Below are 14,523 nucleotides of genomic sequence, written 5' to 3'. Positions count from 1 at the left end.
GAACAATGGTCCCAAGCGAGCGACAAACATCGAGCTGTCCATAGCTCGCTTGATGAGTCGGCCCACCAAATCCACAAAGAGCGCCAGAACAGAGGTACGACTTGAGAATATCACCACTTGTGGCGGTTGGACCGGGCGTACCGCCGCCTAGAACAATGCTCGCTTGCCATTTTCATCATGGCAGCGACGGGGCCCTCCCTGCTTTACCGAACTGCTCTCAACCCTGAGTCATTGTCAGCCGCAGGTGTCCACCAATAGGTGGACGCCTGTGCTCCTCCTTCAGAGTGCCGCGGGATAGACGTCGATAGTGGACAGCTTACTCTTTGTCCAGTCTGGTCAGGCAAGTAAGCAGATTCTTCTAGGCCGGGACGCAACGGTTCGGCTGTTTAGAACTGGTGTTGAATGCCGGCATAAACCCCTGACTGCGAGTGACCTGGGAGCGGGTTGCCAGGGTCGTTAGCCGGGAGCGGCTCTAGACTGAACCTGCCCGTGCTGCTATTGCGGACTGTTGCCGCTTGAAAGTCCAGCAGTGTCCGCTTTGACAACGAATAAGATCCTCCCACCGTATAGATCGTTGCGTTGCCCGCGCCCTGGTTGGCGTTGATGTGATAGGCGACCGCGATGAGAGCTGCTGCTGGCGTTATATGCCACGTTGCGCCAGCCCAACCATGCTGAATGAAAGTCGGAGCGCCCGGGACTGCCTCGGGCGCAGAGGACGTCTGATACGCCGCCGATAGCTTGACTGGGCCGAGGAATACGTTGGTAGCGATGGAGTATTCACGCGAGTGCGCGAAGACGTCGTCAAACTTTCCGTTTGCCGGATCGCGAATCTCGTCGTAGATCCCCTTTACCTGAAAGAGCGCCGACGAATAAGACAATGCCACGCCTGCCTGTCGCCCCTGCGCGGTCGTGCCATTGCCGTTCCAGTTAGTCGCGTTTGACAGCGAATACTGACCATAGAATTCGAACCCACCGATCTTCGACGACCGATACCCGATGTTATTGATCGACACAGGCAAGCTTCGGGCACGCACGAGGGAGCCGGACGACCAAATGGTTTGCTGAAGTGGATCGTACTCCCATACTTCATTCGAGATAAAGGGCGACTTCCCCAAATAGAACGAACCGTATTGCAGGTTAGTGAAACCTACAGTTGCGAATCGAGTCCACATCGCGCCCGGCTGAACAGTATTTCCATTCGCGACGTTGAACACAGTGTCGAGATGGAAAGTCACTTGCGTTCCACCACCGAGGTCTTCCGATCCCATCAAGCCCCAATAGCTCACTCCCCAGTCGTTGCTCTCAACACTCCAGCGGGACTTGGAGCCTCCAGTCGTCGAGGGTATGCCAGTAAAATACTCGATGCCGGTATCAAGTCGACCATACATCGTGATGCTGCTTTGCGCATGTACTGCACTTACGCAAAAAGCGGCGACCGCTGCAACAGTAATCTTTTTCACCTTTCGTCTCCTTGGATCATCACGTCTTTTCGATATTTTCTGATTTATGCTTGGTACACCTAACGTATATGGGTACAGGGCGACCGCTTTCTTCCGTGCCCTTCACACTTCACTTGATCCGGCGCACCCAACGACTGAGACTAGATGCGCTGTCGCTTTTACTAGTCGTCACTTTCCGCGCATCGATGTGAACGGTCACATTGACTTTACCAAGAACGGTGACCGCGCGGAATTATTGGAAACCCTAGAAGAGAGGTGCAATAACGACGTCTTAAGGCAATGCTGATCAAGTCCACCGAGTTGGTACTTCATGCGTTATAGAGATCGTGTTCAAAGCGGCAGGCAGAACAGGATGAAGCAGCAGACGCTGGCGATGGTAGCCGATCAAGGTGCGGGTTTCGAGACGCACCGCAAGCGCACGCGGCGCGACGAGTTTCTCGACACGACGAATGCGATCGTGCCATGGGCGCAGCTGTGCGCGGTAATCGAGCCGCATTATCCGAAGCGCGGCAATGGCCGCCCGCCGATTGGTCTGGAGCGCATGCTGCGGATCCACTTCGTACAACACTGGTTCAATCTGGCCGACTTCGCTTGCGAAGAAGCGCTCTACGACAGCGCCAGCCTGCGTCGCTTTGTGGGGATTGATCTGGGCTGCGAAGCCGTGCCGGACGCGACGACGCTGCTCAAATTCCGGCGCCTGCTGGAGACGCACAAACTGGGCGAGCAGTTGTTCGCCGAGGTCGGCCGGATGCTGCAGGCCAGCGGCCTGAAGCTCAAGAGCGGCACCATTGTGGACGCCACGATCATCGGCGCGCCGAGCTCGACAAAGAATGAACAGAAGGCGCGCGACCCCGAGATGCACCAGACCCGCAAGGGCAAGCAATGGCACTTCGGTGCCAAGCTGCACATCGGTGTGGACAGCCAGAGCGGCCTGGCGCACAGCGCGGTGCTCACGCCGGCCAATGTGCACGACAAGCATCCACTGCCGCGATTGCTGCACGGCCAGGAGCGGCGCGTCTACGGCGACAGCGCCTATGCGAGCCAGAAGGAACTGATCCACAGCAAGGCGCCCAGGGCGCGCGACTTTACCAATCAGCGCACGCGCCGTGCGGGAGGCGAAGTCGACGAGGTGCAGCGCGGCAAGAATCGCAACAAGTCGAAGATTCGCGCCCGGGTGGAGCATGTCTTCGCCGTCGTGAAGCGACTGTGGGGATTTACCAAGGTGCGCTATCGCGGGCTGGCAAAGAACGCCAACCGGGCGTTCGTCGCACTCGCACTGGCGAACGTCTACCTGTCGCGCAAGAAACTGATGGCACCGGTACGCCCATAGTGGGCGAAAGGCGGGCAAAGTGCCCGCCCAACAGGCCCGCGAGGGCCGAAAAGCAACGGCTTAAGCCCGGTCTCATGACCTGGCGAAGTTCAAATCGCTGACACGTCGCCGATTTAGTGGCTTGTTCAGCTTAGCCTTAAGGTTTTGCAGCAATGGGGAACGTCTAGTGCGCCTCGGAAAAGCTCGATGGTTCGCTCGTCGCGTCTTGCGTCCCTTATCCATTTCGGGAGCAGCGAGATGATATACACGGTGATGACGACGCGCGCCCGGTGTATCGGCGACAGGGCCGCTTTATGCGGTCGCTTCCACAGTCGTAAAGTCCACGTTGAGCCGCCTTCGCGTCACGTCGCCGAACTTCAACTGCTCAATAATAATCTGCGCAACCAAGGCTCCAATTTTTCTACCGTCAAGCTGCAATGTGGTTACTGGAAAATCCAAGCCGTCGACGAGGTTTTGATCACTGAACGCAACCAGCCGAAGCGTTCGCTTACCTTTCGAATGCCACGTCTTAGCAGCCAGCAACGTACCGATCGCAGCGAAATCGTCGGCGCAAAAAAGCGAGTCGATGTCGGGTTCGTTTTCCAAAAGTATCGACAAGGAATTGCCAATTTGACCTAAAGTCGCCGTTGCATCTACAACTACAAAACGTACTGGTCGAGTGCCGACAATCGACTTGATGAAAGCCTGAGTACGTTTTTGCGCCCAATCGTCGCCCGTCGTCACAACTGCGGGATAAGCGCAACCCAATCTCCGCAAGTACCTTGCCGCAGTTCTTCCAACAGCAGCGTGAGAGAAGCCCACCAACATGTCGATCGGAGACTTCGTCGTGTCCCACATTTCGACAATGGGAATCCCCGCTGAGAGAAGCTTCTTTCTCGTCAAGCCGGTGCGAACCACCCCGGCCAGAACGATCGCCGCCGGACGACGGCCTAAAATAGCGTCAATTGCTGCACTGTCTTCTGCCTGAACGGAATCCCATCGCGCCGTCATCAGCTGATATCCAGCAGCGAACAACTGTTCGCTCAAAATCGGTAACGTTTGCCGAAGGACTCCGTTAGCCGTCGACGGGATTAAAGCGACTATCAGGCGGCTACGGTTTGAGGCCAAGGCACCGGCAACAAGATCCGGTGCGTAGCCGGTCTGAAAAACCGCTTCTTTCACCCGATCGAGAGTCTTTTTCGATACAAGATTGGGGTTTGCCAGCGCCCGTGAGACTGTCATTTTGGTGACGCCGATTAGCGCGGCGAGGTCACTTTGCGTGACACGCCCCCTTGCTCGCCCTGATCGCGGAGTCCCTTCTGCTTCGGACACAGTCCTGCTCCCATATTCGGCTTTGATAGGTGCCCCTATGCGGGGACTGTAGTACCCCCCCATGCTACCTATTCGCTGCGACGCCGTGACCTCGATCGTCATCGGGCACGGCATCATTGTTCATTGACGCACGACAGGTCGATGCGATTGGTCGGTCACGTAGCGCTGCATTGTCAATTTTTCCGCCGCGTGTAGATGACCTCAGGATCCGCCCCGTCATTCGCATACATGGCTTCTACCAAGTGTGCCCGGTGCTGAAGAACCGCCCGCTGGTTGATTGACCCTTTGTCTGTAATTTCGCCTTTGTCGAGTGAGGGTGGCGTAGTCAAGATTCGCAGGCGTGCGATATATGTGGAGCTACCTGTTGCTCCAGAGTTCAAACGAGCGGCGAGTTCTGTAAAATAGGCGCGAACAGATGGCGCATTCAACACCTCCTTTGCCGTCGAGTTCGCGCCAAGACCAGCTAGGGTCCGACAAGCGTCTACGCGGGGAAAGAGCATAGCCCCAACATCGTCGCGATTCATTCCGGTTATGACAGCGTCTTGAACATAGGGAGCGCCTTCCGAGATGATTCGCGCGCGCATCGGTCCCACGCTTACAAATGTTCCCGATCCGAGCTTGAAGTCTTCCGCGATGCGGCCATCAAACGAGAGGCCGATTTCCGGTCGCGCTGCATCGACAAAGCGCACCGCGTCGCCAGTTCGGTAATATCCCTCATCGTCAAACACATCCTTTGTCTGTTCCGGCGAAGCGCGCCAATATCCACGCATCACATTCGGCCCCCGAAAGCGCACCTCGAGCTTTCCGTCGACAGGTACCAATTTCGTCATACATCCGGGCGCGGGCAGACCGATATAGCCCGCACCGGAGAAAGGTCCAGTTGTAAATAGGCATGACGGAGCCGTCTCAGTCATGCCGAGTCCGGCCATGATGCGAATCCGTTCGCCACAATACTTCAGGGTCACGCGCTCCAGCCGCTCCCATGCTGCCTTTGAGAGGCCTGCGCCGGCAAAGAAGTACATCTTGACGCTTGAGAAAAATCGCTCGCGCAGTGTTGCGTCGGACTCCAACGCAATGGTTAGTTCTTCCCAACCTTTCGGAACGTTGAAATAGATCGTCGGTGCAATCTCTCTAAGGTTCCGCAACGTTTCTTCGAATTTGCCGGGAACGGGCTTTCCGTCGTCGATGTAGATCGTACCGCCGTTATATAGTGCAATACCGAGATTATGACTGCCCCCGAACGTGTGATTCCAAGGCAGCCAATCCACCAACACCGGCGGCTCCTTGCCAAATTCCGGGAATGTCTCAAGGAGCATCTCCTGATTTGAGCAGAGCATACGATGCGTGGTAGGAACAACCTTAGGGAGACGGGTCGACCCTGACGTAAAGAGAAACTTGGCGACCGTGTCACCATCGATACTTTCGTGAGCCGTGTCAACGTCTCGTGGCTTTGTATTTAGCAACGAGGCGAAGCTAGTCACTGGGCTGCCACCTTCAAGCGATGTGACGCTCACTCGCTCGACGTCTGAGGCCAACGTCGCATCGAGCGCTGCCGTGTATGAGGCGATTTCGTCAGCGAATACCAGCCCCGGTGTCAACGTGGACAGAACGTGACGCAGTTTCCCGTAGTCGCCTGAAATCAATGAATACGCCGGTGAAATCGGAGCGTAAGGAATACCCGCCCACATTGCGCCCAGCGCAAGCTGCAAGTGCTCTAGACTGTTCCCCGAAAGAATCACAAGAGGACGCTCCTCGCTGAGACCGCGGTCGCGCAGGGCCTGCCCAATAGCGCGGGCGTCCTGTGCCATCTGCCCATAGGAAATGCCGCGCCAGACACCATTCGAATCGCGCCGGGCGACAAGGAGGCGGTCAGGATGTGCCTCTGCACCGCTAGCTAGACGCTCGGTCAAGCGCGTGGGATAACTACCCAGTGGATCCGTCGCCTCGATGTACCAGCAATCGCCACGTTGCTCGATGCGTGGCGAGACCGAACTAACGGCGACACTGCGATATGGTGTCTCCCGAGCGTTCTCGCGTAGTTGCGATTCCAAATCCTTCTCCTAGATGAGGCAATATGTTCCCGGCACTGATTTGCCGGGAACCGATGGCGCACTTACGTTCTTCGAGTGCGGTTTTGCACCGCAAGCGAGTGCCGATTGGCGTACCAGTCAGATCGGGTAATGCCGGGGGGCAGTCTGCACTGTCAACCACCGAAGGTCGGTGAATTCGGCAATCGAGGCCTTGCTGCCGAAGCGGCCGTAGCCACTGGATTTCACGCCGCCAAAGGGCATCTGTGCTTCGTCGTGTACAGTCGGTCCGTTGATGTGGCAAATGCCCGACTCGATGCGCTTCGCCACGTTCATCGCACGTGCGATGTCACGGCTGAACACTGCCGCCGACAGCCCGTATTCGCTTTCGTTCGCGACTGCCAGCGCTTCTTCGTCGCCATCCACCCGCTGCACCGTCACGACCGGACCGAACGATTCGTCTGCGTAGAGCTTCATCTCACGCGTGACGTTTTCGACGATCACAGGCTGCATGATCGCGCCGTTGACCTCGCAGCCGAGGGGCAGACTAGCGCCCTTCTCACGCGCGTCCTCCACAAGCGCACGGATACGCCGTGCCGCGCCTTCACTTTCCAGCGTTCCCAGGATCGAGCCCGGCTGGGTCGGATCGCCGGCCTTGAGCGTGCGCGCCTTAGCGACGAGCTTTTCGACAAGCGCATCGGCAATCTTGCGGTCGACGATCACCCGTTCAGTCGACATGCAGATTTGCCCTTGATTGAAGAACGCCCCGAACGCGATGCCCTCAACTGCTGCGTCGAGGTCGGCGTCGTCAAGCACCAAGACCGGGGCCTTGCCGCCCAGTTCCAGCAATGCGGGCTTCAAATGCCGTGCCGACAGTTCCGCGACGATGCGGCCGACGCGCGTCGAGCCCGTGAAGTTCGTGCGCTTGACGGCCGGGTTCGCGATCAGGCGCTCAACGATCGCCGGTGCGTCTTCGGGAGCGTGAGTGATGACGTTGACGACGCCCTCACCAAGACCCGCCTCGTTCAGCACTTCACCGATCAGCGCATGCACGCCGGGGCAGCCTTCCGATGCCTTGAGCACCACCGTATTGCCGCACGCGAGCGGCATCGCCAGTGCACGAGTTGCGAGGATCACCGGAGCGTTCCACGGCGCAATGCCAAGCACGACACCGCACGGTTGACGCACGGCCATCGCGAGGCTACCGGGGACGTCGGACGGAATCACGGCGCCGTCGATCTGCGTGGTCATCGCGGCCGCTTCACGCAGCATGTTGGCCGCGAGCATGACGTTGAAGCCGTACCAGTTCGCCATTGCGCCCGTTTCAGCAGCGCCGATTCTGATGAAATCGGGCGTGCGTGCGTCCATGCGGTCGGCCGCGGCGACGAGACGCTTACGGCGCTCCGTGGGCGCGAGCGCGGCCCACGCGGGAAACGCGTGCGCCGCAGCGGCCACGGCCGCATCGGCGTCTTCCACCGTGGCGGCAGCGGCGCGCGTGGCGACCTCACCCGTCGCCGGATTGATGCGCTCGAAAGTCTTGCCGTTCGATGCGGCGCGAGCCGCGCCGCCGACCAGAAGTCCGCTTTCTTGCATGTTTTCCTCCCTCCCTCGATTCGATGAGACGTCATTCAGCGTTTGTACGCCTCCAGACCCGGCTTGATGGCCTTGTCATCGAGGAACTGCTTGAGGCCTTTTTCGCGACCGCCTTCGGGGTCGCGATGGCTGGCCTGGTCGAGCTTCGCGTACAGGTAGTCTTCGTTCTGCTCCCACGTAAGCTCACGCGAGCGCTTGAAGCCGTGCTTCGCATTGCGCAATACCACCGGGTTCTTGTCGAGCAGCTTCGCGGCCAGTGCCAGGGTCTCCTCGCGCAGCTGTGCGAGAGGCACGCTCTTGTTCACGAGGCCCATTTTCGCCGCCTGCTGGCCCGTGAACGTGTCGCCAGTCATGATGTAATGCAGTGCCTCGCGATGACCGACCGTGTCAGCCATCGCCTTGCTCACCAGGTTACCGGGAGGAATGCCCCAGTTGATTTCCGACAGGCCGAACACGGCTTCGTCGGCAGCGATCGCGAGGTCGCACGCGACCAGCGGCGAGAAGCCGCCACCGAAGCACCAGCCGTTGACCATCGCGATCGTGGGCTTCGAATACATGCGTAGCAATTGCCATTGCCAACGGCTCGCGTCGCGACGGATACGCTCCTGCAGCACGTCAGGACCCGCGTCGACCTCCCGAAAGTACTCCTTGAGGTCCATGCCGGCGGTCCACGCCGTGCCTTCGCCGGTCAGCACGAGCACCTGCGCATCGGGATCGAGCTCGATTGTCTCGAGTACGTCGATCATTTCCTTATTGAGCGTCGGACTCATCGCATTGCGCTTCTCCGGGCGATTCAGGACCACCCATGCGATGCCGCCTTCCACCGTGACTTTGACTGTTTTCCAGCGTCCTTCGTAACTCATCATCTCTCTCCGTGAATTCGGCCAAGCTGGGCCGAGGCCTTCCCATCTATCCACCAGGTAGCGCAACTGAGAGCGCCACCCGGTCGCTTTGCAGCAATGTGACCGTTCACATAGCCTCGATCAGTGCGGCATCTCAGGCAAAACCGCCGGAAATCCTGGGTCACTGTGCTCATACAAGGCGCTTAGCCCAGATCGGGAATCGCCACCTCTTCCGACCCCTCTCCGCGATCTGTTGAAGGCCCGGGTGACACGTAGACATACATGGCAATCTGCCGTTGGCGACGGCGCTACGCTGCCCCTGTCGCCAATTAGCGCTCGCCCAGAATCTGTTCCTTTACAGCCCATCCGTCATCGGCCCAGCTGTCATAGGGCAACGGGCATGGCGGAACCGACTCCTGAACAGTTTCAGGCGTATAGGGATTGTGATACGTCGTCGGTTTGAGGTCGGGGCTTTCGGCCATCTTCCCGGTATAGGTCATTGAAAGATCGTCTACCCAACCATCCTTAAACGTGCACTTCACGACGCGGAACCAATGGAGGTGCCAAATCTTCCATTTCCCATCCACGTAAATGAAATCACATGCATACGAACCGAACGACCAGAGAGGAACAGGGTTTCTCCCCTCTTCATACCTCACGGCCTCAATACCGGGCGATCGCCAGACGCCTTTCGCCGTCTTGCCATCGGCTGCCACCTCAATCATCGGCGTGGCAAGATAGTGAATGAGCATATTGCCCTTCAGGTCCATCGAGAACTGCTTGCCGAACAATGTGCGCAGTGCGTCAGGACCGACGTATACACCACGGTCGCCGACCTCGACAGACACATCGGGCATGTTCATCGCAAACAGCTCGATGTGGTCATGCATGTTCTTCGGAAGATGGTTGACGGTATAGGCACCCATCAAATTCTGGACTTCTCGCACCGCATTCAACCGAAAAATTTCGTGTTGGAGTGCTTGAAGCTCGCTCGGGGAAACGGTGTTAGCGCTCATTCGATAACATCCTCAAGGATTGAATTCTTGCCGGCTGGGACGCGCGGCGGATACAGCCCTATGGGGCCGGCAGGGGTTTAAGCAGTCAAGCCCCGCGCACACTTACTCCACGATGGAGAGACCACCGTCGATGGGCAGGAGAACACCGTTGATGTAGCTTGCTGCAGGCGTTAGCAGAAACACGATTCCACTTGCGAGCTCATCGGGCCGGCCGGGCCGGCGCATTGGATTCTTTTCAAGATGCTTGCTGAAGACACCTTCATCGATGAACTTCGAATTGCGAGGGGTGCGCACTGGACCGCCGGGGGCGACGCAGTTGAATCGTACGCGACCGCCGTGAGTAGCAGCCATATACTTTGTATAGCCGACAATGCCGGCCTTCGCCGCGCAATACCATGCAGCCCCACCACCAAAGATTGGACCAACGACCGAAGCGATGTTGACCACCGCTGCGCCTTCTGCAGGATTGCTTTGCATAAAGGCCGCGGTAACCATCTCTACGCTACCGATGGCGTCTTTCACGGTGTCAGCGAACTGCGGATCACGTCCGATTGCGACAGGTCCGGCGTTATTCACCAGCCCCACGAGCGGCCCAAGCTCTGCGCTTTTCTTCATGGCCGCGTCGATTGCACTCGAGTTCGTCACGTCACCGCTGACTGCAGTGATGGATGCACCGAACCCCCCTGCTGCCTCAATGGTTTTCTGGATACCGTCCGGATTCAAATCCCACGCGGCAACTCGATAGCCTCGGCGCGCTGCGAGGACTGCTGTCGCCTGCCCGATGCCGCTTCCGGCACCAGTGACGACTACGACGGAACCTTGCGGATGGGGTTTGGCCAGATGAATTTCTGAAGTTGTTACCGATTCGCTCATGCTTGTCTCCTGATTGCGACGCCGACATCGTGTCAGCGCTAAGACCATACTACTCGGATTTGAGGGCGATGTGAACGGTCACATCGAAATTTTCTTGACATTTTTCACGCCAGATTCGTCAGACTACGCCTCGTCCGTGCCGGCCGGTGAGGAGCTGAGCGCTTTCCACCATGCGCACATGCTTTGTCTCATTGCGACGCCGACATTGTCAGCGCTGATATCCATATTACTCATATTGCGCGATAAATGTGAACGGGCACATCGGAGGTCTCTAACGTTTCGAAGCTAGATTCGTTAGACCGCGCCCGATCCTGCCGACCGGTGAGGAAGTGAGCTCGTGCCACTCTTTGCGCGAGCGTTCGGACCTAAAGCCGACAGAGCCTGACGCACCTGTTCGGCAGTTGACGCCGCGCCATCCACATAGATTGCCTGCTCTGTAGCCGTGGGAAGCTCAAGTGATGCAATCTGACTCTCGAGCAGGGATACAGGCATGAAGTGGCCTTCGCGCGACGCCATCCTAGCCTTCAGGCAATCTGGGGACACCACTGGGAGAACGAAGCGGACCTGACAGCACTCGGCACGGATTCGATCTCGATATGAAAGCCTAAGCGCCGAACACGACGCCACGGCCCCGACATCGACATATCGGCGCAGCGTTGCGGCTACAGAATTGAGGAATGGCCACCGATCGGAGTCGCAGAGCGGAATACCCGCTCGCATCTTGGCGATATTCGATGCCGGATGACAATCGTCTCCCTCGATAAAATGCCATCCAAGCGCCACAGCGATTGCTTTCGCGAGAGTGGACTTACCGCATCCACTCACTCCCATGACAACGAGTGCCCCGCTCATACCTCGCCCTTCCCTAGCCGGAAGAGACGCATATATTCGGCGCTGTCGGCAGCACCAAAGCCTCCGGCAACCAACATGCGATGGAGGTCGGTGATCACGGAGGTCACTGGCATCGGGATTCGCCTTGCCATGGCTGATGCCTGAACTGTCTCCAGGTCCTTCAACATGTTGTCAATTCGCCCCGTCGGCGTGAAGTCCCGAACGGCCATCTTCCCCATGAACTCCTGAAGAATCCGCGAGTCGGCGCGACCGCCCGCTAAGGCACCCGGAATCTTGGAAGCGTCAACTCCGTGCTGTTCGGCAAACCGCACCGCTTCTGCAACTGCCATGAACCCCGCCGCGCAAAGTACCTGATTGATCAACTTGACCGTCTGACCAGCCCCGGCCTCGCCGAAGCGCGTAAAGCGCGCGGCCAACTGAGCGAGTAGGGGCTCGGCGTGCTTTACGTCTTGCTCTGTGCCGCCGACCATCAGTGTCAGCGTACCCTGAAGAGCAGCTGGAGCACCACCGGAGAGGGGTGCGTCTACCCAACCCATCCCGCTCTGTTCCCGCAATCGGGCGGCCATTTCAGATGTACGCCCGGCATCAATGCTCGACATATCTATGAGAAGCTTGTCGGTGCTTCCCTCGGCAGCGATCCCATTGGGCCCGAAGACAGCCTTTTCAACGATTGCAGCGCTATTAAGACTGGTAATCACAAAATCTGCGTTACGCGTCGCTGTCGCTGCAGATTCGGCTGCGGTGGCACCGATTGAAACGAGCGGCCCAAGCTTGCCCGCAAAGGCGTCGAAAACCGTCACTTCCGCGCCTGTCTGAATTAGACGCGTCGCAATGGCAGAACCCATGACGCCTACACCGATAACTGCGACCTTCATACATTCGCCTCCCGAACAGATCCTCTTTCAACTACCGACAGACCGACGTCGATAATTTCCGATGCATCTTCGCCCGTCCCGGCCACAAGCTCCAGAAGAAGGCGTCCGGCGCGCTGGCCCAACGCATGGAAATCGACATGTATCGTTGTGAGAGGCGGATTGATCTCGCGACCTATGTCGAAATTACCGAACCCCATCACCGAGAGCCGCCCCGGTACATCAACCCCACGTCGCTGACATTCCATTACGACGCCTACTGCGGAAAGGTCCGAGACCGCAAACACGGCTTCGATGTCGGGGGCGCGGTCAAGTAATAGTCCAATCGCCGTCGAACCATGTTCGTACGAGACCGGAGCCCGACCGTTCCTCAGGACAAGGTCAGTTGATAGACCGGACAGACGCAGTTCGTCTTCGAAGCCGCAAACCCGTTCTTCACCGCGATGGTCACAGATGTCGCCGTCGTTCTTGCTCGCGATCGCACCGATCCGCTTGAAACCCTTCGAAATCAGATGCCGCGCTGCGGTGCGTCCTACCTCATAATTTGAAAAACCCACCGCGTGCTCGATCGGTTGATTCGGCAGGTCCGCAATTTCGACTACCGGTACGTCTGCCCGCAGCAGCGAGAGCACTGCCGATCGCCGATGCGTAGCGCCGGTGAGGACAATCGCCTCGGGGCGGCGCGCAAGCAGGTTGGTAAGCTGACGCTCCTCTTCCGCGAGGTCATAGTCGGTATAGGCGATCAGGAGATCGTAATCACGCTCGCGAAGGATCTCTGTCAAGCCATGTGCAACCATTGAGAAGTTCGAATTGGTTAAAGTCGGCAGAATTAGGGCGATGAACCCCGTGCGCCGACTTGCCAAACTCCCGGCCGCCTTGTCAGGCACATACCCAAGGTCGGCGATCGCTTTCGCGACCCGCTCCCGAGTTGCCGGCAGCACCACATCTGGCTCACTCAAAACGCGCGATACCGTCATCCGCGAGACGCCGGACAGGCGTGCAACGTCACGTATGGTTGCGCGCTGGGGCGGCTTTGACCGCTTCCTCTGCAAGTCGTCTTCCTTATCGCGTTCGCGGGAAGGTATCCGGGAATTCATGGCTTTTGTACGCCCCTACGGTTTAAATAAATCGAATACAGTGATGTCGACGCGCAGATAAACAGGCGACTGCGCCCACGCCCCCCGAAAGTTACGTTGGCGACCATCTCGGGAACGCGTACTTTGCCAAGCAAGCGCCCTTCAGGCGAAACGCAGTGAACACCATCGGCAGCACTCGTCCAGACATTGCCATCTTCGTCGCAGCGAAAACCGTCGGCCGCGCCTGGAGATACTGTATGAAATACGTTCCCGCCCTTCAGTCGCCCCTCGGCCTCCAGATCAAATACCCTGATGTGGCGCTCTGCGTTGTCGTCGTGGAATGCTCCAGTATCAGCAATGTAAAGGCGGCTTTCATCGGGCGAGAAAGCGAGGCCATTCGGTCCACCAAAATCATCGGCCATCACGTCCAGCCGTCCGGTGTGCGGGTCAAACCGGTAAACATTGCAGGGCAACTCCTGCTCTGCGCGACCGCCCTCGTAGTCCATCTTGATTCCGTAGTGCGGATCCGAGAACCAGACTGTTCCGTCCGATTTGACCACAACGTCGTTCGGCGAGTTGAGTCTCTTCCCATTGTACCGGTCGCAAAGGACGGTCAGCGAACCATCCTGTTCGGTCCGGACTACGGCGCGCTGCCCGTGAGAACATGTGATCAGCCGACCTTCCCGGTCACGGGTGTTGCCGTTCGCATAGTTGGAGGGCGAGCGATATACCGAAACTCCAACGCCTTCAATCCAACGCATGATCGCGTTGTTCGGAATGTCGCTGAACAACAGTGCACCGGCATCGGCGAACCATACGGGGCCTTCCGTCCAACGAAAGCCGGTCGCTAGTTTCTCTAGTTTCGCATTGTGCAGTACATAACGCTGGAACACTGGGTCGATGATTTCGAACTCGCCTTCCACGGTTACGCTCCCGGCTCAGTCGCGACAAAATTTCCATCGCTCATCAGGTGATAGAACCGGCCCTCAAACATTTCCAGGATCTCAAGGGTCACTGCGCGCGCCTGAGTGCGAATTGGCGATTCCAGTGCTGCTTTCACCGCGTCCATCGACGGGTAATCGATCTGCTGGATCATCACGATTGGCGCTGCATCCTGGTCAGCCTCTTCAATCCGAAGCAACCGAACGTTACTTGCATTCGGAAACTGCTTCCAAAGCGGTGCAAGGCGAACCTGGATTTCAGAAAAAAATCGCTCCTCGCAACCATCCTTGATTTTGCCTTCGAAGATTGCCGTTCTCGTAATCATGCTA

General features: G+C 58.0%; 13 protein-coding genes. 1 reads left to right on the top strand and 12 read right to left on the bottom strand.

Features of this window, described 5'->3' with window-relative positions; genetic code table 11:
- Nucleotides 1-386: 386 nt before the first annotated feature.
- The gene (locus HV770_RS31050) at nucleotides 387-1,460 is read right to left on the bottom strand and encodes a porin (protein ID WP_175165348.1); all 1,074 of its coding nucleotides are present in this window, start codon (nucleotides 1,458-1,460) and stop codon (nucleotides 387-389) included.
- Nucleotides 1,461-1,812: 352 nt separating this feature from the next.
- Between HV770_RS31050 and HV770_RS31045 the strand changes: the two genes are divergently transcribed.
- On the top strand, nucleotides 1,813-2,790 hold the full coding sequence (locus HV770_RS31045; RefSeq protein ID WP_175165347.1) for an IS5 family transposase: 978 nt from the start codon (nucleotides 1,813-1,815) through the stop codon (nucleotides 2,788-2,790).
- 291 nt (nucleotides 2,791-3,081) lie between these two features.
- Here the strand turns inward: HV770_RS31045 and HV770_RS31040 are convergent, their stop codons facing one another.
- The 11 genes from HV770_RS31040 to HV770_RS30990 all read right to left on the bottom strand — a co-directional run bounded on the left by HV770_RS31040 (nucleotide 3,082) and on the right by HV770_RS30990 (nucleotide 14,519).
- On the bottom strand, nucleotides 3,082-4,101 hold the full coding sequence (locus HV770_RS31040; RefSeq protein ID WP_175165346.1) for a LacI family DNA-binding transcriptional regulator: 1,020 nt from the start codon (nucleotides 4,099-4,101) through the stop codon (nucleotides 3,082-3,084).
- Between the two features lie 173 nt (nucleotides 4,102-4,274).
- Nucleotides 4,275-6,152 (bottom strand): feruloyl-CoA synthase, encoded by a 1,878-nt coding sequence (locus HV770_RS31035; protein ID WP_175165345.1) that lies wholly within the window; start codon nucleotides 6,150-6,152, stop codon nucleotides 4,275-4,277.
- A gap of 117 nt (nucleotides 6,153-6,269) precedes the next feature.
- On the bottom strand, nucleotides 6,270-7,721 hold the full coding sequence (locus tag HV770_RS31030) for an aldehyde dehydrogenase (protein WP_175165344.1): 1,452 nt from the start codon (nucleotides 7,719-7,721) through the stop codon (nucleotides 6,270-6,272).
- 35 nt (nucleotides 7,722-7,756) lie between these two features.
- Nucleotides 7,757-8,584 (bottom strand): p-hydroxycinnamoyl CoA hydratase/lyase, encoded by an 828-nt coding sequence (locus HV770_RS31025; protein ID WP_175165422.1) that lies wholly within the window; start codon nucleotides 8,582-8,584, stop codon nucleotides 7,757-7,759.
- Between the two features lie 308 nt (nucleotides 8,585-8,892).
- Nucleotides 8,893-9,579: a nuclear transport factor 2 family protein gene (locus tag HV770_RS31020; protein WP_175165343.1), complete on the bottom strand. Its 687-nt coding sequence runs from the start codon at nucleotides 9,577-9,579 to the stop codon at nucleotides 8,893-8,895.
- A 102-nt stretch (nucleotides 9,580-9,681) separates the two neighbouring features.
- A complete protein-coding gene (locus HV770_RS31015; RefSeq protein WP_175165342.1) occupies nucleotides 9,682-10,452 on the bottom strand; it encodes an SDR family NAD(P)-dependent oxidoreductase in 771 nt (256 codons plus the stop codon).
- Between the two features lie 294 nt (nucleotides 10,453-10,746).
- The gene (locus HV770_RS39875) at nucleotides 10,747-11,283 is read right to left on the bottom strand and encodes a gluconokinase (RefSeq protein ID WP_425497508.1); all 537 of its coding nucleotides are present in this window, start codon (nucleotides 11,281-11,283) and stop codon (nucleotides 10,747-10,749) included.
- Nucleotides 11,284-11,300: 17 nt separating this feature from the next.
- A complete protein-coding gene (locus HV770_RS31005) occupies nucleotides 11,301-12,179 on the bottom strand; it encodes an NAD(P)-dependent oxidoreductase (protein WP_175165340.1) in 879 nt (292 codons plus the stop codon).
- Complete coding sequence (locus HV770_RS31000) at nucleotides 12,176-13,273, bottom strand: LacI family DNA-binding transcriptional regulator (protein WP_281366243.1); 1,098 nt, start codon at nucleotides 13,271-13,273, stop codon at nucleotides 12,176-12,178. The genes HV770_RS31005 and HV770_RS31000 overlap by 4 nt, the downstream gene beginning before the upstream one ends.
- Nucleotides 13,270-14,175 carry an SMP-30/gluconolactonase/LRE family protein gene (locus HV770_RS30995; RefSeq protein ID WP_175165339.1) on the bottom strand — a complete coding sequence of 302 codons (906 nt, stop codon included), beginning with the start codon at nucleotides 14,173-14,175 and terminating at the stop codon, nucleotides 13,270-13,272. Before HV770_RS30995 ends, HV770_RS31000 begins: the two co-directional genes overlap by 4 nt.
- A gap of 2 nt (nucleotides 14,176-14,177) precedes the next feature.
- Nucleotides 14,178-14,519: a hypothetical protein gene (locus tag HV770_RS30990; protein ID WP_175165338.1), complete on the bottom strand. Its 342-nt coding sequence runs from the start codon at nucleotides 14,517-14,519 to the stop codon at nucleotides 14,178-14,180.
- Nucleotides 14,520-14,523 lie beyond the last annotated feature (4 nt).

The sequence above is a fragment of the Paraburkholderia fynbosensis genome (genome assembly GCF_902859935.1).
In the GTDB taxonomy this organism is placed as follows: Bacteria; Pseudomonadota; Gammaproteobacteria; order Burkholderiales; family Burkholderiaceae; genus Paraburkholderia; species Paraburkholderia fynbosensis.
The sequence above is the reverse complement of the archived record's forward strand: the minus strand, read 5'-3'. Positions and strand labels throughout refer to the sequence as shown.